Annotated in this window: 18 protein-coding genes and 1 pseudogene; 5 read left to right on the forward strand and 14 right to left on the reverse strand. The window is 71.7% G+C overall.

What is annotated here, in order from left to right; genetic code table 11:
- The first annotated feature begins 108 nt into the window (after positions 1-108).
- Together O7614_RS02565 and O7614_RS02570 are read left to right on the forward strand one after the other, a co-directional pair.
- The gene (locus tag O7614_RS02565; RefSeq protein WP_278136891.1) at positions 109-2,985 is read left to right on the forward strand and encodes a discoidin domain-containing protein; all 2,877 of its coding nucleotides are present in this window, start codon (positions 109-111) and stop codon (positions 2,983-2,985) included.
- 183 nt (positions 2,986-3,168) lie between these two features.
- Positions 3,169-6,855: a discoidin domain-containing protein gene (locus O7614_RS02570; protein ID WP_278136892.1), complete on the forward strand. Its 3,687-nt coding sequence runs from the start codon at positions 3,169-3,171 to the stop codon at positions 6,853-6,855.
- Position 6,856: 1 nt separating this feature from the next.
- On the opposite strand, the gene O7614_RS02575 is transcribed toward O7614_RS02570, so the two are convergent.
- Positions 6,857-7,657: a crotonase/enoyl-CoA hydratase family protein gene (locus O7614_RS02575; protein ID WP_278136893.1), complete on the reverse strand. Its 801-nt coding sequence runs from the start codon at positions 7,655-7,657 to the stop codon at positions 6,857-6,859.
- A 161-nt stretch (positions 7,658-7,818) separates the two neighbouring features.
- On the opposite strand from O7614_RS02575, the gene O7614_RS02580 reads away from it, so the two are divergent.
- Positions 7,819-8,673 (forward strand): Rieske 2Fe-2S domain-containing protein, encoded by an 855-nt coding sequence (locus O7614_RS02580; protein WP_278136894.1) that lies wholly within the window; start codon positions 7,819-7,821, stop codon positions 8,671-8,673.
- 455 nt (positions 8,674-9,128) lie between these two features.
- On the opposite strand, the pseudogene O7614_RS02585 reads toward O7614_RS02580, so the two are convergent.
- The 12 genes and pseudogenes from O7614_RS02585 to O7614_RS02640 form a co-directional block, all read right to left on the reverse strand.
- Positions 9,129-10,169, reverse strand: a pseudogene (locus O7614_RS02585) (LysM domain-containing protein); the annotation flags it as partial.
- Positions 10,170-10,183: 14 nt separating this feature from the next.
- Entirely contained in the window at positions 10,184-10,633 is a 450-nt protein-coding gene (locus O7614_RS02590) for a pilus assembly protein TadG-related protein (RefSeq protein ID WP_278136895.1), read from the reverse strand.
- On the reverse strand, positions 10,630-11,097 hold the full coding sequence (locus tag O7614_RS02595) for a TadE/TadG family type IV pilus assembly protein (RefSeq protein ID WP_278136896.1): 468 nt from the start codon (positions 11,095-11,097) through the stop codon (positions 10,630-10,632). Before O7614_RS02595 ends, O7614_RS02590 begins: the two co-directional genes overlap by 4 nt.
- The gene (locus tag O7614_RS02600; RefSeq protein WP_278136897.1) at positions 11,094-11,540 is read right to left on the reverse strand and encodes a TadE family protein; all 447 of its coding nucleotides are present in this window, start codon (positions 11,538-11,540) and stop codon (positions 11,094-11,096) included. The genes O7614_RS02595 and O7614_RS02600 overlap by 4 nt, the downstream gene beginning before the upstream one ends.
- 5 nt (positions 11,541-11,545) lie before the next feature.
- On the reverse strand, positions 11,546-11,749 hold the full coding sequence (locus O7614_RS02605; RefSeq protein ID WP_278136898.1) for a hypothetical protein: 204 nt from the start codon (positions 11,747-11,749) through the stop codon (positions 11,546-11,548).
- Positions 11,750-11,774: 25 nt separating this feature from the next.
- Positions 11,775-12,644 carry a type II secretion system F family protein gene (locus O7614_RS02610; protein WP_278142123.1) on the reverse strand — a complete coding sequence of 290 codons (870 nt, stop codon included), beginning with the start codon at positions 12,642-12,644 and terminating at the stop codon, positions 11,775-11,777.
- Entirely contained in the window at positions 12,644-13,543 is a 900-nt protein-coding gene (locus O7614_RS02615) for a type II secretion system F family protein (protein WP_278136899.1), read from the reverse strand. The genes O7614_RS02610 and O7614_RS02615 overlap by 1 nt, the downstream gene beginning before the upstream one ends.
- 4 nt (positions 13,544-13,547) lie before the next feature.
- Positions 13,548-15,092 carry a CpaF/VirB11 family protein gene (locus O7614_RS02620; protein WP_278136900.1) on the reverse strand — a complete coding sequence of 515 codons (1,545 nt, stop codon included), beginning with the start codon at positions 15,090-15,092 and terminating at the stop codon, positions 13,548-13,550.
- Positions 15,082-15,882 (reverse strand): ParA family protein, encoded by an 801-nt coding sequence (locus tag O7614_RS02625; RefSeq protein ID WP_278136901.1) that lies wholly within the window; start codon positions 15,880-15,882, stop codon positions 15,082-15,084. Before O7614_RS02625 ends, O7614_RS02620 begins: the two co-directional genes overlap by 11 nt.
- A 2-nt stretch (positions 15,883-15,884) precedes the next feature.
- Complete coding sequence (locus O7614_RS02630; protein WP_278136902.1) at positions 15,885-16,547, reverse strand: SAF domain-containing protein; 663 nt, start codon at positions 16,545-16,547, stop codon at positions 15,885-15,887.
- A 40-nt stretch (positions 16,548-16,587) separates the two neighbouring features.
- Complete coding sequence (locus O7614_RS02635; RefSeq protein ID WP_278142124.1) at positions 16,588-17,460, reverse strand: hypothetical protein; 873 nt, start codon at positions 17,458-17,460, stop codon at positions 16,588-16,590.
- A 74-nt stretch (positions 17,461-17,534) separates the two neighbouring features.
- A complete protein-coding gene (locus O7614_RS02640) occupies positions 17,535-18,053 on the reverse strand; it encodes a hypothetical protein (protein ID WP_278142125.1) in 519 nt (172 codons plus the stop codon).
- A 638-nt stretch (positions 18,054-18,691) separates the two neighbouring features.
- On the opposite strand from O7614_RS02640, the gene O7614_RS02645 reads away from it, so the two are divergent.
- Positions 18,692-19,600, forward strand: a complete 909-nt coding sequence (locus O7614_RS02645; RefSeq protein WP_347404330.1) for a prepilin peptidase — start codon at positions 18,692-18,694, stop codon at positions 19,598-19,600.
- 162 nt (positions 19,601-19,762) lie between these two features.
- Here the strand turns inward: O7614_RS02645 and O7614_RS02650 are convergent, their stop codons facing one another.
- On the reverse strand, positions 19,763-20,383 hold the full coding sequence (locus O7614_RS02650; protein WP_278136903.1) for a phosphatase PAP2 family protein: 621 nt from the start codon (positions 20,381-20,383) through the stop codon (positions 19,763-19,765).
- Positions 20,384-20,553: 170 nt separating this feature from the next.
- Between O7614_RS02650 and O7614_RS02655 the strand changes: the two genes are divergently transcribed.
- Positions 20,554-22,953 (forward strand): glycosyl hydrolase family 65 protein, encoded by a 2,400-nt coding sequence (locus O7614_RS02655; RefSeq protein WP_278136904.1) that lies wholly within the window; start codon positions 20,554-20,556, stop codon positions 22,951-22,953.
- The last annotated feature ends 32 nt before the right edge of the window (positions 22,954-22,985 follow it).

The raw sequence follows: 22,985 nt of genomic DNA on the forward strand, positions 1-22,985 counted from the left end.
TCCCGGCCGCCGGCACCACGCCACCCGGAACGGAAGGAGGAACGAGGGGGACGCGCCGCACCGACACGGGGGGACCTGGCCTGCCTGACGAAAGGGAGAGCGCAGCTCATGGCCAACCACACCACCGGCACCCCGCACCACCTTCGACACCCGACCCGGGCAGGGTTGGCCGCCATTGCCGCCGCCCTGCTCGCCGCCACCTCGTTGACCGCTCTCGCGGTCACCGGCACCGCAACCCCGGCCTCGGCGGCCGGGCTGTCCCCCTTCGACATCCCCAACCGGGGCGCCACAGTGCCGTTCGTCGAGCAGGAGGCGGAGAAGGCCGCCCACAACGGCACGAAGATCGGCCCGGACCGCCGCTACGGCACGCTGCCGTCCGAGGCGTCCGGCCGGGAGGCGGTGACCCTCGACGCCGTCGGCGAGTACGTCGAATTCACCCTCACCGCCCCGGCCAACGCGGTCACCTTCCGGTACAGCCTGCCGGACAGCCCGGCCGGCACGGGCCGGGACGCCGCCATCGACCTGCGGGCCAACGGGTCGCTTTTGAAGTCGGTCCCGGTGACGTCGCGGTACGGCTGGTACTACGGCGGATACCCGTTCAACAACAACCCGGGCGACACCAACCCGCACCACTTCTACGACGAGACCCGGGCGATGTTCGGCAGCACCCAGCCGGCCGGCACGAAGATCCGGTTCCAGGTCTCCTCGACCGCGCAGTCGCCCACGTTCACCATCGACCTGGCCGACTTCGAGCTGGTAGCCCCGGCGATCACGAAGCCCTCCGGCGTCATCGACGTGGTCACCGACTTCGGTGCCGACCCGAGCGGCGCGACCGACTCGACCGCGAAGTTCCAGGCGGCCGTCGACGCCGGTAAGGCCCAGGGCCGGGCGGTCTGGATCCCGACCGGGACCTTCACCCTCTGGGACCACGTGGTGGTCGACGGGGTGACGCTGCGTGGCGCCGGCCCCTGGTACTCGGTGCTCGGCGGCCGGCACCCCACCGAGCGGAACCGGTCCGTCGGCATCTACGGGAAGTACGTCCCCGGTGGCGGCTACACCGGCCCGGTGCGCGCGCACGAGGCGAACGGGCCCAGCCGCAACGTCACCCTGCGGGACTTCGCCATCATCGGCGACATCCGCGAGCGGGTCGACGACGACCAGGTCAACGCGCTGGGCGGGGCGATGACGAACTCGGTGGTCGACAACCTGTGGTTGGAGAACACCAAGGTCGGGGCGTGGATGGACGGCCCGATGGACAACTTCACCATCCGCAACAGCCGGATCCTGGACCAGACCGCGGACGGGGTGAACTTCCACACCGGCGTGACCAACTCGACGGTGACCAACACCTTCGTCCGCAACACCGGCGACGACGCGTTGGCGATGTGGGCGCAGAGCGTGCCGAACGTCAACAACTCCTTCACCCGCAACACCATCGGCGTGACCCTGCTGGCGAACCACCTGGTCAGCTACGGCGGTCGGGACATCACGATCACCGACAACGTGACGGCCGACTCGCTGACCAACGGCGGCGGCATCCACGTCGCGAACCGTTACCCGGGTGTGCAGGGCGACACCGCGGTCCGCGGCACCTGGACGATCGCCCGCAACACGTTGATCCGCAACGGCAACTCGGACTACAACTGGAACTTCGGCGTCGGGGCGATCTGGTTCTCCGCCCTCAACGAGTCGTTCCAGCAGGCCACCATCAACATCACCGACACCGACATCCTGGACAGCTCGTACGCGGCGCTGCACTGGATCGAGGGCCAGACCAGCGGCATCAACCTCAACAACGTACGCATCGACGGCGCCGGCACGTACGCGCTCCAGGTGCAGGCACCCAGCCAGGTGTCCTTCACCAACGTGCGGGCCACCAACATCGCGCAGAGCAACCCGATGCACAACTGCGTGGGCGGTGGCTTCCAGATCACCCAGGGCTCGGGGAACTCCGGCTGGTACACCCCGACCCCGTACTGCGGCCCGTGGCCGAACCCGCAGTGGGGTGGCGGACCCACCTCGCCGCCGCCCACCACGACCCCGCCTCCCACGACCCCGCCGCCGACCACGCCACCCCCGACCAGCGGGAACCTGGCGCTGAACCGGTCGACGACCGCCACCAGCACCAACCAGAACTACGCGGCGGGCAACGTGGTGGACGGCAACGCGGCCAGCTACTGGGAGAGCGCCAACAACGCGTTCCCGCAGTCGATCACCATCGACCTGGGCGCGTCCCGGTCCGTCGACCGGGTGGTGCTCAAGCTGCCCAGCGGTTGGGAGCAACGCACCCAGACGCTGTCGGTGCTCGGCTCCGCCGACGGGTCGTCGTACTCCACGCTGGCGTCGTCCGCCAGCCGGGTCTTCACCCCCGGCTCGGGCAACACCGTGTCGATCGGGCTGCCCTCCGGTGCCCGCCGCTACCTCCGGGTCACCGTCACCGGCAACACCGGCTGGCCGGCCGCGCAGCTCTCCGAGGTCGAGGTGTACGGCGGCACGACCACCACACCACCGCCGACCACCACCCCGCCCCCGACCACCCCGCCACCCACGACCACCCCGCCACCCAGCGGCAACCTGGCGGCCGGGCGGTCGATCACCGAGACCAGCCACTCCGACGTGTACGCCGCCCCCAACGCGGTGGACGGCAACCCGAACACCTACTGGGAGAGCGCCAACAACGCCTTCCCGCAGTCACTGACCGTGGACCTGGGTGCCGACCGGTCGGTGTCCCGGGTGGTGCTGAAACTCCCACCGTCGTCGGCCTGGCAGACGCGTACGCAGACGCTGGCGGTGCTCGGCTCCACCAACGGCTCGTCGTTCACCACGGTGAAGGCGTCCGCCGGCTACACCTTCAACCCGGCCAGCGGCAACACGGCCACCGTGACCTTCACGGCGACCAACCAGCGGTACCTGCGACTCACCGTCACCGGCAACAGCGGCTGGCCGGCCGGCCAGCTCAGCGAGTTCGAGGTCTATTCCAGCTAGGCCGTCGGCCCCGCCCGGACCGGGCGGGGCCACCGGTCCGGTCCGGCGCAACGCGGCGCCGGCCACCCACCCCGTCCCCCAACCCGCACCATCCCCCACCTGTCGCGGAACGACGGGCGTACCCCTGCACCCGTCGCCGGGCAACGCACCCACACCCACCCCCGAAAGAGGTGTAGCGACCCCATGTTCAGCAACGGCACCAGACGAGGCACGCCGCCGCTCGGCGCGCCCAATCCCGTCCCCCGCACGGGCCACCGACGGCTGCTCGCCAGCGTGCTCGCCGGGATGCTCCTCGCCACCGCCCCGGTCGTCATCCCCGCGGCGAACGCGGCACCGGCGGTCGACCCGGTCGCCGCCGCCGCGCGGATGGCCATGCTCGCCGGGCTCTCCGCGACGATGACCGCCAGCAGCTACAACCAGAACTACGTGGCGGGCAACGCCAACGACGGCAACGCGTCGACCTACTGGGAGAGCGCCAACAACGCGTTCCCGCAGTGGATCCAGGCTGACCTGGGCGCCACGGTCAGCGTGGACCGGGTGGTGCTCAAGCTGCCACCCGCGTCGGACTGGCAGACCCGCACCCAGACGCTGTCGGTGCTCGGCTCGACCAACGGCTCGTCCTTCACCACCCTGAAGGCGTCCGCCGGCTACACCTTCAACCCGAGCAGCGGCAACACCGCGACGGTCAGCTTCACCGCCGCCAGCACCCGCTACGTGCGGGTGCAGGTCACCGGCAACACCGGCTGGCCGGCCGCGCAGTTCTCCGAGGTCGAGGTGTACGGCGCCACCGGCAGCACCGACACCCAGGCCCCGAGCGTTCCCGGCAACCTGGCGTACACCCAGCCGGCCAGCGGGCAGATCCGGCTCACCTGGTCAGCGTCCACCGACAACGTCGGGGTGACCGGCTACGACGTCTACGCCAACGGCGCGCTGCGCGGCAGCGTCAACGGCTCGACGCTCACGTACACCGACAGTCAGTCGGCCAGTGCCACCGTCTCGTACTACGTGCGGGCCAAGGACGCGGCCGGGAACCAGTCGGCGAACAGCAACACCGTGACCCGGACCGGCACCGGCAACCCGCCGACCGGTAGCAACCTGGCGATCGGCAAACCGATCACCGCCTCCGGGTACGTGCACACGTTCGTGGCCACCAACGCCAACGACAACAACGTGGCCACCTACTGGGAGGGCAACGGCAACCCGAGCACGCTGACCGTGCAGCTCGGCGCGAACGCCAGCCTCAGCCAGATCGTGCTCAAGCTGAACCCGGACTCGGCCTGGGGTACGCGTACGCAGAACATCACGGTGCTCGGCCGGGACCAGGGTTCGTCGAGCTTCACCACCCTGGTCGGCGCGGCGAACTACACCTTCAACCCGGGCAGCGGCAACACGGTGACCATCCCGGTCTCCGGTGCTGCGGCGGACGTACGGCTCTCGATCGCCTCGAACACCGGCGCCCCGGCCGGGCAGGTGGCCGAGTTCCAGGTCTTCGGCACCCCCGCGCCGAACCCGGACCTGACCGTCACCGGCATGTCGTTCAGCCCGTCCGCACCGGTCGAGACCAGCACGATCACCCTCTCGGCCACCGTGCGCAACGCCGGCTCGGCGGCCTCCGGCGCGACGAACGTCAACTTCTACCTGGGCTCCACCCGGGTCGGGACCGCCTCGGTCGGCAGCCTCGCCTCCGGCGCCTCGACCACTGTCAGCGCCAGCATCGGCACCCGTGACGCGGGCAGCTACCCGCTCAGCGCGAAGGTCGACGAGTCGAACACCGTCGTCGAGCAGGACGACACCAACAACAGCTACACCAACCCCAGCCCGCTGGTCGTCGCCGCGGTCGCCAGCTCCGACCTCGTCGCCTCGGCGGTCGCCTGGTCGCCGGGCAACCCGTCGGCGGGCAACACGGTGACCTTCTCCGTGTCCATCCGCAACGCCGGCAACCAGGCTTCCGCGTCCGGTGCGCACGGCATCACCCTGACCGTGCTCAACGAGTCCGGCACCGTGGTCCGTACCCTGGCCGGCTCGTACTCCGGCGTGATCAACGCCGGCGCCACGGTCGGGCCGATCAACCTGGGCACCTGGACCGCCGCGAACGGCAAGTACACCGTCCGGGTGGTGCTCGCCGTGGACGGCAACGAGCTGCCGGTGAAGCAGGCCAACAACACCAGTGACCGCCCCCTCTTCGTCGGTCGCGGCGCCAACATGCCCTACGACATGTACGAGGCCGAGGACGGTGCGATCGGCGGTGGCGCCAGCGTCGTCGGGCCGAACCGGGAGATCGGCGACCTGGCCGGCGAGGCGTCCGGTCGGCGGGCGGTGACCCTCAACTCGACCGGCAGCTACGTCGAGTTCACCACCCGGGCCAGCACCAACACGCTGGTCACCCGCTTCTCCATCCCGGACGCACCGGGCGGCGGCGGCATCAACTCGACGCTGAACGTCTACGTCAACGGCACGTTCCACAAGGCCATCGACCTGACGTCCCGGTACGCCTGGCTCTACGGCAACGAGGCCAGCCCGGGCAACTCACCGAGCGCGGGCGGACCGCGGCACATCTACGACGAAGCCAACGTCATGCTCAACTCCACCGTCCCGGCCGGCAGCAAGATCCGCCTGCAGAAGGACCCGGCCAACACCACCACGTACGCGATCGACTTCATCAACACCGAGCAGGTGTCGCCGATCGCCAACCCGGACCCGTCCCGCTACACCACGCCGACCGGCTTCACCCACCAGGACGTGCAGAACGCCCTGGACCGGGTGCGGATGGACACCACCGGCAACCTGGTCGGGGTGTACCTGCCGGCCGGAAACTACTCCACCTCGTCGAAGTTCCAGGTGTACGGCAAGGCGGTCCAGGTGACCGGCGCCGGCCCCTGGTACACCCGGTTCAATGCCCCGTCGGGCCAGGACAACACCGACATCGGCTTCCGGGCCGAGGCGTCGGCGGCGAACTCGTCGTTCAAGAACTTCGCCTACTTCGGTAACTACACCTCGCGCATCGACGGCCCGGGCAAGGTGTTCGACTTCTCCAACGTGTCGAACATCGTGATCGACAACATCTGGAACGAGCACATGGTGTGCCTCTACTGGGGCGCGAACACCGACTACATGACGATCAAGAACTCCCGGATCCGCAACATGTTTGCCGACGGCATCAACATGACCAACGGGAGCACCAACAACCTGGTCAGCAACAACGACGCCCGGGCCACCGGCGACGACAGCTTCGCGCTGTTCTCGGCGATCGACGCGGGCGGCGCCGACATGAAGGACAACATCTACGAGAACCTGACCTCGACCCTCACCTGGCGGGCCGCAGGCGTGGCCGTCTACGGCGGGTACGGCAACACGTTCCGCAACATCTACATCGCGGACACCCTGGTCTACTCGGGCATCACCATCAGCTCGCTCGACTTCGGCTACCCGATGAACGGCTTCGGTGCCAACCCGCCGACCCGGTTCGAGAACATCTCGATCGTGCGGGCCGGTGGGCACTTCTGGGGTGGGCAGACCTTCCCGGCGATCTGGGTCTTCTCGGCCTCGAAGGTGTTCCAGGGCATCCGGGTCAGCGATGTCGACATCGTCGATCCGACGTACAGCGGCATCATGTTCCAGACCAACTACGTCGGCGGGCAACCGCAGAACCCGATCACCGACACGGTCTTCACCAACGTCTCGATCAGCGGTGCCCGGAAGAGCGGGGACGCCTACGACGCGAAGTCCGGCTTCGCCATCTGGGCGAACCCGATGCCGGAAGCCGGGCAGGGTCCGGCCGTCGGGTCGGTCACCTTCAACAACCTCCGGTTGAGCAACAACGCGGTGGATATCCAGAACCCCACCTCGACGTTCACCATCATCCGCAACTGAGTCACCCGGTAGCCGACGCCGTCGGGAGGTCCCACCCTCCCGGCGGCGTCGCGCCGTGCCGGCCCTCGCCCGCGGCGAACCGGGCCGCACCGGCCACCGCGTCCGTGGCCAGCGAGTCCATCCCGTATGCCAACTCGGTCGCCAGTGCCTCCGGCTCGGGCCGCCCGGCGGCGGTCAGCATCGCCGCCCGATCGTTGCGCAGGCAGGTCTGCGGGTGCCGGGCGATAGCCGCCGCCAACTCCTCGGCCGCCGCCCGTGCCTGGCCGGGTGGCACCACCCGGTTGACCAACCCCATCGTGTACGCCTCGTCCGCCGGCACCGGGCGGCCGGTGAGGATCAGGTCCATCGCCCGGCTCTCGCCGATCAACCGGGGCAGCCGGACGGTGCCACCGTCGACCAGGGGCACTCCCCACCGGCGGCAGAACACCCCGAGCGTCGCGTCGGACTCGGCGACCCGCAGGTCGCACCAGAGCGCCAACTCGAGTCCGCCCGCCACCGCGTACCCGGAGATCGCCGCGATCACCGGTTTGCTGAGCGCCATCCGGGTCGGACCCATCGGCCCGTCCCCCTCGGGCTCCACCCGGTTGCCACTCGGGGTGCCGATCGCCTTCAGGTCGGCCCCGGCGCAGAACGTGCCGCCGGCGCCCCAGAGCACGGCCACCGACGCGTCCGGGTCGGCTTCGAAGGCGCGGAAGGCGTCGGCCAGCGCCCGGGCGGTCGGCCCGTCGACGGCGTTGCGAGCCGCCGCCCGATCCAGCACAACGGTCGTCACCGGCCCGGAACGCTCCACCCGTACACCCATCGACTCAGCATGCCTGCGTTGCCCGGCACCCACAATCCTGGTCGATCTTGCAGGTTCGGTCGACCAGGTTGGTGTCGAGCGGCGTCTACAAGATCGCGCTGAGTGGCAGTTTTGTCACCCGCGACCGGTTTGCGACCCCCTTCGCCGGGAAGTCGGTACGGGTGCGAGCACTTTTGACGAAAGTTGAGCAGGCATCCAGGCTGGACCGGACCGGTGACCGGTTGCAGCGAATCGTCCTCAGCACGCTGCGTCCGCGGCGGCTGCGGGACCTGCTGCACGGGGTCACCATCGGGCACCCACTGCACCCGGCGATGGTGCAGGTGCCGGTCGGCGCGTGGATCAGCGCCGCCGTCCTGGACCTGATGCCCGGGCAACGGCGGCCCGCGACGATGCTGGTGGGCCTGGGCACCGTCAGTGCGGTGCCGGCGGCGGTCGCCGGGTTCAACGACTGGGCGGCACTCGCCCGGGACCAGCGCCGCGTCGGCCTGGTGCACGCCGCCGCCAACACCGTCGGCGTGACGCTCTACGCCGGCTCGTTGGCCGCGCGACTGTCCGGCCGGCACGGCGTCGGTCGAGCCCTCGGCTTTCTCGGGCTCTCCACCGTCAGCCTCGGGGCGTACATCGGGGGTCATCTCGCGTACAAGCAGGGGGCGCAGGTCAACCAGAGCGTCTCCGAGTTGCGCCGGATGACCGACGGGTGGCACTCGCTCGTCGACATGGCGACGCTGCCGCAGCGCACCCTGATCACCCGAGAGGTGGACGACGACATCTCGGTGATCCTCTACCGGCACGGTGACGAGGTGACCGTGATGTTGGAGCGCTGCCCGCACCAGAGCGGGCCTCTCGGCGAGGGCGAGGTGCAGGAGATCGACGGCCACGCCTGCGTGGTCTGTCCGTGGCACGGCAGCGCGTTCCGGCTCAACGGCGGCGAGGTCGTTCAGGGGCCGTCCGGCAACGACCAGCAGATCCTGCCCACCCGGATCCAGAACGGCGTGCTCCAGACCCGCCTGCCCTGACGGCCTTCCGTTGCGGGCAGCTCTCGAGCGCGCCGGGTCCGCTATCCCCGGTCCGGTCCGGAACCGCTGCGTCGGTGGCGGCCGACCGGTGGCCCGTCCGGTACGGAGTCCAGACCGTGCCCGCCGGTGAGCAGCCCACCCGCGCCATCGGCACCAGCCCAACCGCCGTCACCGCCCCAACCCGGCGCGCCGGCGGGCTCCACCCCGCCGCCGCTTCCGGTGCTGCCGCTGCCGCGGGGGGCGGTGTCGTTGGCGCTCGTCGGGGTCCGACCGGCCGGTGGGGTCGGAGCCTCGATCGCTGCTGCCGCCCGGCTCGCCGCCCAGGCCGCACCGCTTCCACCGGCTCCGCCAGCGGTCCGCCGGGTTGCGCTCGTGGTGCGGCCCGCGCTGCTGGTGCTTCGCGACGTGCCGCCTCGGGGCTTGCGCGAGGAGGCGGCCAGTCGGGGGGTCGCACCGGCGGTCGCCGGGCGTCGACGCAGACCCAGGACCGCGCCGATCTGGGCACCGACAATGCTCGCCACGGCCAGTACGGCGGAGACCGCCAACGGTCGGTTCACCCGGTCGGCCGCACCGGCGCGGGCTGCGCCGACCGTCATCGCGGGTGGTTGGCCCGCTGACCCCGTACCGCTGGGTGGTGCCGGGTCCACCCGCTCCGGTGCGGCCCGCTCGGGTGCCGGCCGGGGTGCGGGCGCCGGTTTCGGGGCCGCGGGGCGGACGACCAGACGGCCATTCGCGTGCTGCCGGGCCCCCTGGTCGGCGGCCTCCGTCGGGAGTCGGAGCAGTTGGCCGGGGCGGATCCGATCCGGGTCGTCGAGCTTGTTCAGCGCCGCGAGCTGTCGGTAGTCACCGAACTCGTCCAGATAACGCTCGGCCACCTCACCCAGGTAGTCACCCCGCGCCACCCGGTACACCGGCGCGGCCTCGCCGTTCGTCGACCGGCCGCTGGGTGCGGCCAACTCCGTCCCGGCCAACCCGAGTGGCCCGCCGCGGGCCAGCGGGGCTGCGGCGTCGGGTGTCGTGCCCGCGCGGGCCGGCGCGGCCAGGGTGGCCACCGTCGGTGCGCCCGGATTCGGGTACGCCGGGGGGCCGTAGATCGCCGCGGCGCTGGCGGCGGCCGGGCTGGCGATCAGGATCAGCGCGACCGAGCCGACCAGCGCGGCGGCGGCCTTCTGCTGGCGTCCCATCCCGGGCAACTTCGGCGCCGGCCGGCGCAGGGTCTGTGCGCCCAGCTCGACGAGGACGGAGAAGGCGAACGTGGCCCAGCCGAACCAGCCGGCCACGGCCAGTGCCCGCAGGAAGAGCTGACCATCGTCCCGGCTGGTCAGGGCGGTGCCCACCTCGCTGATGGTGGGAAGGTGGTCGGGCAGGGGGTTACCGGCGAAGGCCAGCAAGGCGATCGGCGCGCCGACCAGCAGCACCAGGAGCACGGCCAGCGCGCCGATGCCGGTGAGGATCCGTCCGGTCCGCCGTACGACGGACCCACCCGATGCGGGCATGGCTGCCTTCCTTCCTAAGGTGCTGTGGTGATGGCACTCGCGGTCGCCTCGCCGGTGACGGCGACCGTCTTGTCCTGGACGAACGGTCCGAGCATCGAGCGCTGGTAGGTGATGGTGACGGTCACCCGGATCCGGACTTCCCCGCCGACCTCGGGGAAGCCCACCGTGTGACCGGCGATGTCGACGGCGGCCAGGTAGTTGGCGACCGCCACGGCCGCCTCCTCCGGGTCGATCCGCTTGGGTCCGCCCTCGATGGCGGTGGCCCGGTCGATGGCCTGGCCGCCGGCCCGAGCCGCCTCGGCGGCCAGGTTCTGGGCGCGTTGCAGGGTGCGGAGCTGCCCGGCGGCGTCGAAGGAGAGGCCGATGATGGCCAGCACGCCGATCATCGTGACCGCGAGGAAGATGCTCACCCGGCCGTGCTCACCCGAGTGCGAGTGGCCGGGTGCCGGCGCGGTGGCGGTCACTGCCGGCTCCGGTAGCGGTCCAGAGGCGAGGTGAAGCTCGCGGTGATCTGCTTCTCGGCGGGCATCCCGGGCAGGATGCCGAGCGAGATGTCGTCGAACGACACCAGGCAGACGATCTCCACCGTCACCGTGGCGTCCTCGCCGACCGTGCTGCCGAAGGCGCTTTCGAAGCTGGTCGCCGCGCCGGCCACCGAACCGGTGAATGTGGGGTTCAGGTCGTTCGCGCAGGCCAGGCCGTGCCAGTCGAGCTGTTGCTCGGCGGCCTCCCGCGCCGCGGTCTTCGCGGTTTCCGAGTCCCGCGAGATCGAGGCGGCACGGGCGGCGTCGTGAACGGCGGCCTCGACCGCCTCCGCGGCGAGCGCGGTACGCCCGACCACGCCGGCCAGCACCATCAGCGCGATGAACGCGGGCGCGAGCACCGCCACCTCGATGGAGACCGAGCCGCGCTCGGCGGTGCGGTTCACGGGGGCGTCACCCTCTCCACCGTCCCGTGGGCGGTCTGCTGAATCGCGAAGTCCACGCCCGGTACCACCGACAGGGACCGGCCGCTCACCGTGCAGGTCACCTCGACGTCTTCGATGATCACGCAGTTCGGGCCGGGTGCGTTCCAGCCCACCAGCCAGCCGCCGGCGGCCTGCAGGAACTGGGTGGCGCTGTCCACCCCGGCTCCATCCGCCGCCTGGTAGGACCGCTGGGCGTTGACGCCGCCCTGCGCGGCGTTCAACGCGGTCGAGCGGGCGAGGAAGACGGCCGCGATCTGGATCGAGGCGAAGAGCAGCACCAGGATCAGCGGCATCAGCACGGCCAGCTCCACCGGGTTGGCACCCCGATCCCGGTCACCGGCCGCGAGGTGGCGCCGGGCGGCGTCGACCGCCCGGTGCCACCTCGCGAACGCGGCTCGGCGCATCACGGCTACTCCGGCTCCGTGTAGTCCGGGATGTTGTCCATCCAGTTCTCCGCCTTGGCCAGGGCCAGCGCGGTGACGGCCATGGCGACCACGACCAGGCCGGCGATGATCACCGCTGTGGGCACCGGGCTGTCGCCGCGCTCGCCGTCGCGGCGCAGCTCGGCCAGGCGCGTCGTCAACACGACGTGCAGGTAGCTGAAGATGGGCATGGCGTACTCCTCCAGGTGGGCGGGGTCACAGACGGGCGACGAACGGATAGAGGACGAAGCCGAGCAGCACGAAGACGAGCAGTGCGCCCGGGATGTCGAGCTTGCTGGTCACCGCCTCGGCACGAGTGAGGTTGTCGGTGCGGATCTGGTCGCGCAGCGAGTCGGCCCGGCTGCGCAGGGTCTCGTGCACCTGCGCGCCCTCACTGCCGGAGGAGCGCATGATCGCGCCGACGTCGCCCAACTCCGGGATGCCGATCTTGTCGGCGAGGTCGCGTAGCTCGTCCCAGGGCGCGTGCATTTGCATCTGGGCCATCCGCAGCGACTCCTGGAGCCGGTCGAACACCCAGCCGTCGCAGACGGCCGCGGCCCGTTCCAGCGACTGCACCGGGCCGTGCGCCGCCGAGAGTTGCAACGCCACCAGATCCAGGTACGTGCAGACCGCCTGGCGGAACTCGTCGCGGGCGGCGTCGGCCTTGGTCAGCACGGCACGATGTGCCAGCAGAGCGCCCAGCAACCCCAGGCCGAGGCTGCCGAGCACCGGTACGACGAGCGGAAACGAGACGCCGAGCACCAACAGCGCCACCCCGAGCACTGTGGGCGTGGCCAGCCCGATCAGTGCGGAGAGCAGCACCGACAGCGCGTACTGCTCGGAGGTCTGACCGATCAGGGCGAGCTGCCGGTGGGGTGGCCGCAGCCAGCGGGAGAACCCGCTCAACCAGTCCAGCCGACGGGAGGCGGGCGCGGCGATCTGGCCGGTGCCCGGCGGCTGGTGCAGCCGGCGCAGCGCCGGCCCGAGTGCCGGAGTCGCCGGTACCAGCTCCCGGATCACCAGGAACACGCCCAGCCCGACGCCAGCGCCGCCACAGACCGCCATGATCAACTGCCAGTTGACCATCATGCGATCACCTCGCTCGGGTCGGGCGCCGGGAGGAACCGGGCCGGCCGCTGCGGCTGACTCATCGACCGCACCCAGGCCAGCAGGCCGATGAAGGCGGCACCGAGGACGGCCATCACCACCTGACCGAGCGGTGTGCCGTACGGCCTGATGTACTCGGTGTTGATCAGCCCGTACGCGAGGGTCGCCAGGGTCATTCCGGTGAGGAAGCGGACCGCGAACCGGGGCTGGGTGCGCTTGGCCTCGATCTCCCGGCGGGTGGCTACCTCCGCCGACGCCGCGCCGGCGATCGAACCGAGCACGTCACCCAGCCGTTCACCCCGGTCCGACAGGTGCAGGATCAACGCCGCGACCACCTGGTCGCAGACCGGGTCGGCGATCTCGTCGGCGAACGCCAACAGCGCGGAGCGGGCCATCCAGCCGGCCTGTAGACGGGCGGCGAGCAGCCGCACCTCGTCCTCGATGCCGGGCGGCACACTGCCGATCGTGCCGATGATCGACTGTTGGAGACCCTGCCCGGTGCCGGAGACGTCCTTGAGTCGGCGGGTCCACTCGCCGACCGCCTCGATCCGGGCGATCGCCCGCTGTTCGGCCTTGCCCACACCGAACAGCCACGGGGTGCCGGGCACCGCGACCGCCACCAGGAGACCCACCACCGGCAGCCCGGTCAGCAGGAACGCCAACGCGCCCGCGGCCAGCGCGGTGACCAGCAGCGCCTGGTAGGACCGTTGCTCGGCCGGCGTGCTGCCGGGTCCGCGCCACAGCCGACCGAAGCCGGACCGGCCGCCCGGAGGCGCACCGGGAGGCCGACGGGTGCCGACCAACGCCACCACGGCCAGCAGCAGCCCCGCCACGCAGGCGGCCCCGGAGACCACCGCGATCAGTTCCAGGCTGCCCATCACGTCACCGCCGGGCCAGCCGGGTGTGCCGGGGCCGGCGCCAGGCGCCCGTACCGGCCTCGATCCACCGGGTGAGCAGCCGCACGTCGTACCCCACCCGCAGCAACTGGTCGCGGACCCGCTCCGGCAGGTGCCGGGGGACCGCACGACCATCCGGGCCTGGCCCGAAGACCGTGGTGGTGGTGATCCGACCGGCCTCGCCGGCCCCGATTACCTCCTCCACATGGGACACGAACCGTTGTTTACGTCCACCGATCGCGGTCTCGTCCTCGACGGTGACGTAGACGATCAGGTCGAGGGCGTTGCCGGCCATCCGGCGGGCCTGGTCGACGGTCATCTCCCGGCCGTGCGCCAGCGCCAGCTCGACGATCCGTTCACCCACTCCGGCAGCCGTGCGGGCGTGGATGGTGCACATCGAGCCTCGGCTGGTGGTCATCGCCTGGAGCATCGGCACGATCTCCCGGGAGCGGACCTCCCCCACGATGATGCGCAGCACACCCATCCGCAGCGACAGCGGGATCAGGTCGGCGATGGTCACCTCGCCGGCCGGGCGGCCGTCGAAGCCGCGTTCGCCGTGCCCCTCCCGGGCCTCGAAGCTCATCACCGCCCGGTGCCGCTCCCGGCGGCGGGCCGGTAGCAGTTCGCGGCTCTCCTCCAGCAGCACGTACGGCTCGTCCGGCGGGATCTCGTTCATCAGCGCTCGGATGATCGTGGTCTTACCGGCGCCGGCCAACCCGGCGACCATGATGTTCAGACCGGCGCGCATCGCCGCGCGGAGGAAGTCGCGCAGCAGCGGGTCGATCATCTCGTCCAGGTCGCCCCGGGCGCCCGCCACGTCGTCCAGGCTCACGTCCAGGGTGTTGTGCTTGCGGATCACCGCGTACGGGCGGTGGCTGACCAGGAACACCGCGGCCAGCCGGCTGCCGTCGGGCAGTTGCAGGTCGAGGGTGGGCTTCACGGTGGACAGGGACCGCTCGGTCGCACCCGCCCGACGGGCCGCCGCCTGGAGGATCTCCACCAGCTCGGCGTCACTGTCGGCGATCGGCTCGGCCCAGTCCACCCCGCCGCCGTGCCGGGTGATGCGTACCTGGTCACAGCCGAGGATGTGCACTTCCTCGATGGTGTCGTCGACCAGCAGGGTCTGTAGCCGGCCGAGCCCGACCAGTTCGGCGGTCACCTGGTCGAGCAGCAGGCGTTCCTCGCCGGCGGCCATCGGCGTGCCCGACCGGCGTACCGAGTCCGCGTACGCGGCGACCACCGTGACGGCGAGTCGGGCCCGCTCGGTGTCCTCCTCGTCGACGGTGAACTCCCGGCCGCGCTGCCACACGGTGAGTCGCTCGGTGAGTTCCCGACGCAGCTCCCGGACGACGTGGAAGTCCATCCGGGGTCGGGGCGTCGGTTCCGGTGGCGTCGTGGTCGGGGGCAGCGGCTGCGGCACCGGCGCGTGCTGCTGCTGGTGCCGGCCGTTCGGGGTGGCCAGGGGCGCTGCGGTGGAGGTGACACCCGGTGGCTGTTGACGCGGGTCGGCGGAGACCGGCTCAAACCGCATCCGGCACCCCCTGCTGCACGGGCCACGCCAACCGGGCCCGCCGCCGTTCCAGCAGCGCGCCGATCGGCACCTCCAGCGCGGCCGCCGCGCGCATCAGCGGCCGTCCGGCCCGCACGGTTCCGCCCAGAGCCAGCACCCCCGCGGTACGTGGATCGTGCGGCAGCCGTGCGATCACCGGAAGTTTCAGGGCTCGGCTGATCTCGGCTCGTCCGCGCCCACCGCCGACCAGCAGCAGCCGCAGGGTGCCCGGCGGCACCCGGTGTTCGGCGAAGTCCCGCTCGATCGTGGTGACCACCGCCCGGGTGCCGGAGAGGTCGGGCAGGTGCGCCCGGGTCACCAGCAGCACCACCGAGGCGGCTCGCAGCACCGGCCACGGCGGCCCGGTGACGTGCAACCGGCCACAGTCGACCAGGACGTCGTACCCGGGGGTGCCCCGGTCCAGGGCGTCGAAGTAGTCGGCGAAGCGTTGCCAGAGGGGGGTGACACTGCCGCCCTGGGCCGGGTCGACGAGCCCGGGCAGCAGCAGTCGTTCCCGACGGGGTGCGTCCAGGTCGACGAGCTGCGACCAGAACGCGGTTTCCAGGTTGCCGTCGCGGAGTTCCCCGACGGCCAGTTCGCCGAGGCCGCGTGGACCGTCCAGCTGACCGCCGAGGTAGCCGGCGAGGATCGAGCCGCCGGCCGGGTCGCACTCGGCGAGGACCAGCCGTCGGTGCCAGGCCAGCGCGCAGGCCAGCGCCGAGGTCGTGACGCCGGGCGAGCCCTTCGCGGACACCAGCGCGATGATCGCCATGCTCAGGCCGTCTCGGTCAGCACGACGGCGATCCGGTCCTGTGCGGCGAGCGCCACCACCGCCGGTACGTCGCGGGTGAGCAGCGCCAGGTACAGCACCTTGTCGTCGTTCGCCGAGGCGACCATGTCGATCACGGTGGCCGTGAACCTCGTGCCGGCGGCTGCCGCCTCTCCGTTGGTGTTGCTGCGGTCCGGGGTGCTCACCAGCAGGACCTTGTCCCCGGGGTGCAGTTTGCGGGCCGGCACCTGGGCGGTCTTCAGGCCCAGCGCGATCTGCTGTTGGCCGGGGCCGAGCAACGGGTCGTCGGTGACCTGCCCCAGCGTGAGCAGGGTGCCCGGGACCAGCGCCACGGCGGCGCGTTTACCGACCACCTCGTCGAGCCGGCCGGCCGGCACCGGGCGCAGCCCCTGACCGCCGGCGACCTGCACGCTGACCAGGTCGGCAGCGCTGATCTCACGTCCCACCTCCACCGGCCGGGCCACCGCCAGGTAGCTACCGGTGGCCCGGACCGAGGTCACCGCGAAGGCCGCGCCGAGCCCACCCAGCGCGATCAGGAGTACGGCGAGACCGAGCAGCCCGGGGCGGACCCGCCGCTGCCGGACGACTGTCGGCGGGGTGACCGGCGCGTCGACCGAGGCGGTCCCGTTGCGCGTCGCGAGGCTCACTGGGTCATCTCCGTTCGCGGGGATCGCACCATCGGCTCACTCACCGGGTCACCACCTGGAGTTCGTTGATCTGGATCTGCACGTTGCCGCTGCGGCGGGTCACCAGGATCTCTCCGGTCTGGCCACCGCCGCGCCAGGTCACCGTCCAGTGCGTGGTGGCGCTGACCGTGTACTCGCCGGCCGTCGGGTAGCCGTCGGGATCGCCGCAGTCCGGCGAGGGGCGACCGGCGAGGTCCTTGTTCTTCGCGTCGTACGGGGTGCCTGCCGAATAGCAGGTGATCTTCTCGTCGTTGCCCATGTCCCAGACGATCCGGCTGACCGCCGCGGTGATCGAGACGGTCACGTCCCGGTCGGTCGCGCTCGCCGTCAACGGGCCGAAGTAGTCCTCGCCCGGGTTGGCCCACAGCCACACCGGCAGACCGACGAGACCGGGGCCGATGCCCTTGCGGGGTGCGACCTTGAGTGGTGCGGGCAGCAGCTTGATCGATGCCAGGGCGCGCCGGGCCAGCTCCTCCGGATTGGGTGGTGCGCCGAAGCCGGCCGGGGGCTCGTCCAGCAACACCTCGGTCTGGTTGCCCACGTCCGCGCCGCCGTTGCAGGTCTGCACGTACCACTGCTGGCCCTCGGGTGCCTCGGGCTGCGGTACTGACAACTTGTAGTAGCAGCCGTCGCTGCTGTTGAACCAGCCCTTGAACTCGTCGTAGCAGGGGATGGTCCGCCCGTCCCACCGGCAGACGCCACCCCCACCGCCCCCGCCGCCGTCGTCTCCGCCGTCGTCACCGCCGCCGCCCGGGTCACCCGGGTTGCCGGGTTCGTCGTCCCAGACGTTGCAGTCCGGCTGGTCCGGCGGGCAGTTGGCCCCCGGGTCGGCGCGTCGAGCAGCGGCGGCTGCCGACGGGGTCGCGCCGACCACCAGCAGGAGGGCGAGGCAGACCCCGGCGAGAGCCCGCCAGGATGTGCCAGCGCGGCGTGAGCGTGCTCCGGACGTCAGCACGGCTGGTCCCGGTGCGTCGTGCCAGAGTTGATCAGCCAGCGCCCGTCGGGATACCGGGTCGCGGTGGCGGTGGAGAAGTGCCTGCCGCCTCCGCTGCCTGGAACCACGCGCTTGTCCTTGGCGTAGACCAGCCGGTAGCCGGTCGTGTCCAGGCAGTCCTGGATCTCCACGGTGGCCGGCTTCGCGTCCAGGCTGACCGCGATCACGGTCGGGTCCGACTTGACCGTCCCGGTACGCATAGCGCCGTGCTCCTTAGCGTCGCGAATGGACAATTGCACCCGAGTGAGAAGTGGATCAGCGAGATACCGGGCGAGTTCCGGCGCGCGTGGATCACTGCGCCCGCTCGCCGTACGCGAGGCCGCGAGATAACCGGAGTACGCGTCCAGTGCCGCCTTTTCGGCGGCTTGCCGTTCGATCTCGGGATCGGTCCGTCGTTCCTCTTCACGGGCTGCCGCCGGTCGTTCGACCGACTCCCGTCCGCTGGCGCAGGCGGTGAGCGGCGCTGCCGCCATGACCGCCAGCAGGCAGATTGCCGCTCGTCTGAGCTGCCGTCCGCGCACCGTCGAGCCTCCTCGTGGTCGCCCGCAGCGGTGAGGGGTCACCGCCGTCGGGCATGCGGAAGCGCGCCCGGATCAGCACATCCGGAGCCGTTCATTGCGCTTCTGCATTCACCGTTACGGATCTTCTACAAATGCAAGGTCCTGTGTCTTCCGGTTGTCGAGGTGAGGCTTGCGTCGCACCCAAGGGGCGAGCATAGGCTGACGCTCGCCGATGCAACAGAGGCAATTCAAGTGAACACTCTGAGTGATGACAGGTGGTGGTGGCGGGTGTCCGCACTGCGACCCGGGCAGTGGCCGGGCGAGGGATCGTCGGGGATCGGGCGTCGCCGGGGCGGGTGGGGTCGCCGTTGCCCCGTCGCTGGTCCCGGGAGTGGGACATCACGGCCCGATCCCGGCATCCCACCGGCGTCGTCGGTCAGCCGGCGGGCCGCCTGGCCCGCCGAGTCAGCCGGCCGGAGTCCGGTCGAAGGCGCCCTCCGGCGGCCGGGCGGGAAGGTCGCTTTCTGCGCCATCCGCCACACCCCGGCGATCGTTCAGTCACGATCCGTGTTCACCTTGGTGGGGGAGCACCGGGGCGTAACGGAGGCGACATGGCACTGACCGGCCCCCCGGCGGCCGTCCCGGGTCGGCAGACCCCACCCGATCGGCGCTCGGCAACCCCGCCGACCGGCGGTCCGGCGACCGCGCAGGCCGGCGGTCCGGCAACCCCGCAGACCGGCGGCACGACCGAATCCACCGGACCGACGGCGGGTCGTGGCCGCGCTACGGCACGGGCCCGGCTGTCGACGCTGCTCGCGATCCTGGCGATCGGCCCGCTGATGCGGATGGCCGCGCTGCGCTACGCCGTACCCCCGGGCATGCCCAGCCGGACCGGCTGCGACGCCTGCGGCACGTCGATCGGCCTGACCCGGCCCTGGCCGGCGCTCGGTCCGGCCGCCCGGTGCGGTCGTTGCCGAGCGCGGGTCGGCCCGCCCCCGGGCACGGTCGAGGTGGCGGTGCTCACCGCGGTGCTGCTGCTGCTCGCCCTGGCCGACTCGGCGGGCGGGGCGCTGCCGGCGCTGGCCTGGTGGCTCGGCTGGACGATCCCGGCGGTCCTCGTCGACCTGGCCGTGCACCGATTGCCGGACCGGCTCACCCTGCCGGCGGCTGCCGGGACCTGGCTCCTGCTCGGTGTCGCCGCGCTCGACGCCGAGCCGGGGCACTGGCTGCGGGCGGTCCTCGCCGGCGCCGGGCTGGCGCTCTTCTTCGCCAGCACCACGTTGCTGCTCGGGCGTCGTGGCTTCGGGTTGGGCGACGCCAAGCTGGCGCTGAGTGTGGGAGCGCTGCTCGGCTGGTACGGCTGGCCGGTGCTGCTGGTCGGGCTGCTGCTCGCCTTCGGGCTGTCCGCGCTGCTGAGCGTGGGTCTGCTGGCCGCCCGCCGGGCGCACTGGAACACGCACCTGCCCTTCGGCCCGTTCCTCCTGCTCGGCACGGTGGGCGCGCTGCTGCTGGCCCGCTGACCGCCCGCTGCTGACCGCCCGCCGCCCTGCCCGCCGCCCTGCCTTCAAGATCGCGCTCGAACCAGGAAGTAGTGGTCTCGCCGGCGGTTGCAGGCCACCAGAACCAGGATCGAGCGCGACCTTGGGGCGCGCTGGCCCCCCGGCGGGGGTGGGTGGTGTGGGTCAGGGGTTCGGGCGGCCGGCCAACTCGGGGACCGGGGTGCGGGCACGGCGGCGCAGCAGTTCGGTGGTGGGTCGGGCCAGAAGTGGGGTTGCCACCACGGCCACCAGGGCGCCGAACAGCACGCCGGCGATGACGTCGTGCGGGTAGTGCACGCCCACGAAGACGCGGGAGAAGGCACCGAGCGCGGCCAGCGGCAGCGCGACCAACCCGAGCCGGCGGGAGAGCAGCACCGTGGTGACCGCCAGCGCGCCGGCCACCGTGGAGTGGTTGCTGGGGAACGACCAGTCACCCGGGGGTGGGCAGGCACCCGCGATGATCGCCCGGCCGACCGTCCGGCAGGGCCGATCCTCGTCCACCACTGTCTTGAACCACTCGCTGCCCACGTACGCCAGGAGGGCTGGCAGCGGCGCGATCAGGGCGAGCGCCCGGTCGCGCGGACCGCCGGAGCGGCGACCCAGCGCGGCGATCAGCAGGAGTGCGCCGAGCAGCAGGATCACCCCCTCGGTCGCGTGCCCGACGAACCACTGCACCGGCTCGGGGCTGGCGGCGGCGGCGTCGACGACGTCGCGGTACCACTCCGCACTGATCTCCGGAACGTCCATGCTGCCGTTGTCGGCCATGCCTCACCTCACCTCATGTTCATACCCCGTTCATCTTGGAGACACCCTAGGAACGCGGCACAGGGCATCACCGCTGTCGAAGGTCGGGCTGCCGGCACGACCTGCGTCCAGGATTCGTACAGCCGGCTCTGCTTGGCTGGTCGGGGACGTCGGCATCCACAGGAGGCTTCGTGCACACCAGTTCGGCCACCGACCAACCGCCAGGAGCCGCCGATGCGGGGAATGACGAGACGTGGCGGATCCGGCGTACGGCGGCCGACCTGGACCGGCTCGGCGAGACCGAGTCGATCTTCGCGTTGGGTAACGGGTGGGTCGGGTGGCGCGGGGTCCTCGACGAGGGTGCCCCGTGCGGGATGCCGGGCAGCTACGTCAACGGCCTGCACGAGCGGCGCGAGCTGAGCTACCCCGAGGAGGGGTACGCCTTTCCGCAGGCCAGCGACACCGTCATCAGCGCGCCGAACGCCACGCTGATCCGGCTCTGGGTCGACGACGAGCCGTTGGACATCCGGACCGGAACACTGCGCAGCCATGAACAGGTGCTCGACCTGCGTACCGGTGTGTTGCGTCGGGACACCGAGTGGATCTCCCCGGCCGGGAAGGGGGTGCGGATCCGCAGCACCCGGCTGGTGTCCCTGCCGCGCCGCCCGGTGGCCGCTGTCCGGTACGAGGTCGAGGCGCTGGACACCCCCGTCGAGCTGCGGGTCTGCTCGGACCTGCTGGCGAACGAGAAGGTGCCGGAGCGCTCGGACGACCCCCGGGCAGCCTCGGTGCCCGCCGACCCGCTGACCGCCGAGTCGTACGACGCGAGCGGCCTCGACGGCGTGCTGGTGCACCGGACCGAGCGCAGCGGCCAGCGCGTGGCGGTAGCGGTCAGTCACCTGGTGGACGGGACGGACACGGTCACCACCACCGGTGACAGCACCCCGGACCGGGTACGTCTGACCGTGGCGGGTCGCCTGCATCCCGGGCAGCGGCTGCGGCTGACGAAGTTCGCCGCGTACGAGTGGGCGGCGGTCCACGACGTACCCGCCGACGAGTTGGCTGCCCTGGTCTCCGCCGAGGCGGATGCGGCCCGCGCGGACGGGTTCGACGCTCTCCTCGTCGATCAGCGGGCCGCCCTGGACGGGGCCTGGCAGGTCGCCGACGTGCAGCTCGACGGCGATGAGGAGCTTCAGCAGGCAGTGCGGTTCGCGATGTTCCACCTGATCCAGGCCGGTCGGCCGGACTCGGACCGGACCATCTCGGCCAAGGGGTTGACCGGCAACGGCTACGACGGGCACGTCCTCTGGGACACCGAGACCTACGTCCTGCCGGTGCTCACCTACCTGGCCCCGGCGGTGGCCCGCTCGGCGCTGAGCTGGCGGCACGCCCACCTGCCCGAGGCCCGGGAGCGGGCCCGCGAGCTGCGGCTGACCGGTGCCACCTTCCCGTGGCGCACCATCGGCGGCCGGGAGTGCTCCGGCTACTGGCCGGCCGGCACGGCCGCGCTGCACGTCAACGCGGACATCGCCGACGCGGTACTGCGCTACCTGGCGGCCACCGACGACCAGCGGTTCCTCGCCGAGGCGGGATTGGAGTTGCTGGTGGAGACCGCCCGGCTCTGGCACGGCTTCGGCCACTGGTCGGACACGGGCGACTTCCACCTGCACGGGGTGACCGGCCCGGACGAGTACGCCGCACTCGTCGACGACAACGTCTTCACCAACCTCATGGCGAAGCGCAACCTGCGGGGCGCGGCGGACGCCGTTGAGCGCCACCCCGACCTGGCCGGCCGGCTCGGCGTGGACCAGGACGAGGTGGTCAGCTGGCGGGCCGCCGCCGACGCGATGTTCGTTCCGTACGACGGCGAGCGCGAGGTGCACCAGCAGGCCGCCGGCTTCACCGAGCAGCCCGAGTGGGACTTCGCGAACACCAGCGCGGACGACTACCCGCTGCTGCTGCACTTCCCGTACCTGGAGCTGTACCGCAAGCAGGTGGTCAAGCAGGCCGACCTGGTGCTCGCGATGCAGCTGCACCCCGGGGAGTTCACCGCCGCCGAGAAGGCCCGCAACCTGACCTACTACGAGGCCCGAACGGTCCGCGACTCGTCGCTGTCGGCCGCACCGCAGGCCGTCCTGGCCGCCGAGGTCGGGCACCTGGATCTGGCGTACGACCTGTTCGCCGAGTCGGTCCTGCAGGACCTCGCGGACCTGGGCGACAAGACCGCCGACGGGCTGCACCTGGCCTCGCTGGCCGGTGCGTGGCTGGCACTCGTACTGGGCTTCGGCGGGCTGCGCGACGACCGAGGTGTGCTCTCCTTCGACCCCCGGCTGCCGCGTCGGATCGACCGGTTGGCGTTCAGCCTGCGCTGGCGGGGCCACCGGCTGCGGGTCACGTTGACTCCCACCGAGGCCCGCTACGAACTGCCCGACGCCGCCTCCGACACCGAGGTCGAGGTCTGGCACCACGGCGAGGCGGTACGGATCACCGGTGCCGAACCGGTCAGCCGGCCGATGCCGCCGGTGCCCGATTCCGGTCCGGAACCGGCCTCCCCGCCCGGCCGCCGCCCCACCCGTCGCTCGGCCGACTGAGCCGCCCGCTGCTCGGCTCGGCCCTCGCAGGC

Source organism: Micromonospora sp. WMMD961, from assembly GCF_029626145.1.
Classification (GTDB): Bacteria; Actinomycetota; Actinomycetes; order Mycobacteriales; family Micromonosporaceae; genus Micromonospora.

Coding starts and splice junctions, on each gene's coding strand:
- O7614_RS02610 (WP_278142123.1), bottom strand. CDS start 12,644: ATGGTCAACTGGCAGTTGATCATGGCGGTCTGTGGCGGCGCTGGCGTC.
- O7614_RS02625 (WP_278136901.1), bottom strand. CDS start 15,882: ATGGCGATCATCGCGCTGGTGTCCGCGAAGGGCTCGCCCGGCGTCACG.
- O7614_RS02620 (WP_278136900.1), bottom strand. CDS start 15,092: ATGCGGTTTGAGCCGGTCTCCGCCGACCCGCGTCAACAGCCACCGGGT.
- O7614_RS02615 (WP_278136899.1), bottom strand. CDS start 13,543: ATGGGCAGCCTGGAACTGATCGCGGTGGTCTCCGGGGCCGCCTGCGTG.
- O7614_RS02570 (WP_278136892.1), top strand. CDS start 3,169: ATGTTCAGCAACGGCACCAGACGAGGCACGCCGCCGCTCGGCGCGCCC.
- O7614_RS02565 (WP_278136891.1), top strand. CDS start 109: ATGGCCAACCACACCACCGGCACCCCGCACCACCTTCGACACCCGACC.
- O7614_RS02605 (WP_278136898.1), bottom strand. CDS start 11,749: ATGCCCATCTTCAGCTACCTGCACGTCGTGTTGACGACGCGCCTGGCC.
- O7614_RS02575 (WP_278136893.1), bottom strand. CDS start 7,657: ATGGGTGTACGGGTGGAGCGTTCCGGGCCGGTGACGACCGTTGTGCTG.
- O7614_RS02650 (WP_278136903.1), bottom strand. CDS start 20,383: ATGGCCGACAACGGCAGCATGGACGTTCCGGAGATCAGTGCGGAGTGG.
- O7614_RS02600 (WP_278136897.1), bottom strand. CDS start 11,540: ATGCGCCGAGCCGCGTTCGCGAGGTGGCACCGGGCGGTCGACGCCGCC.
- O7614_RS02645 (WP_347404330.1), top strand. CDS start 18,692: ATGGCACTGACCGGCCCCCCGGCGGCCGTCCCGGGTCGGCAGACCCCA.
- O7614_RS02640 (WP_278142125.1), bottom strand. CDS start 18,053: ATGGCGGCAGCGCCGCTCACCGCCTGCGCCAGCGGACGGGAGTCGGTC.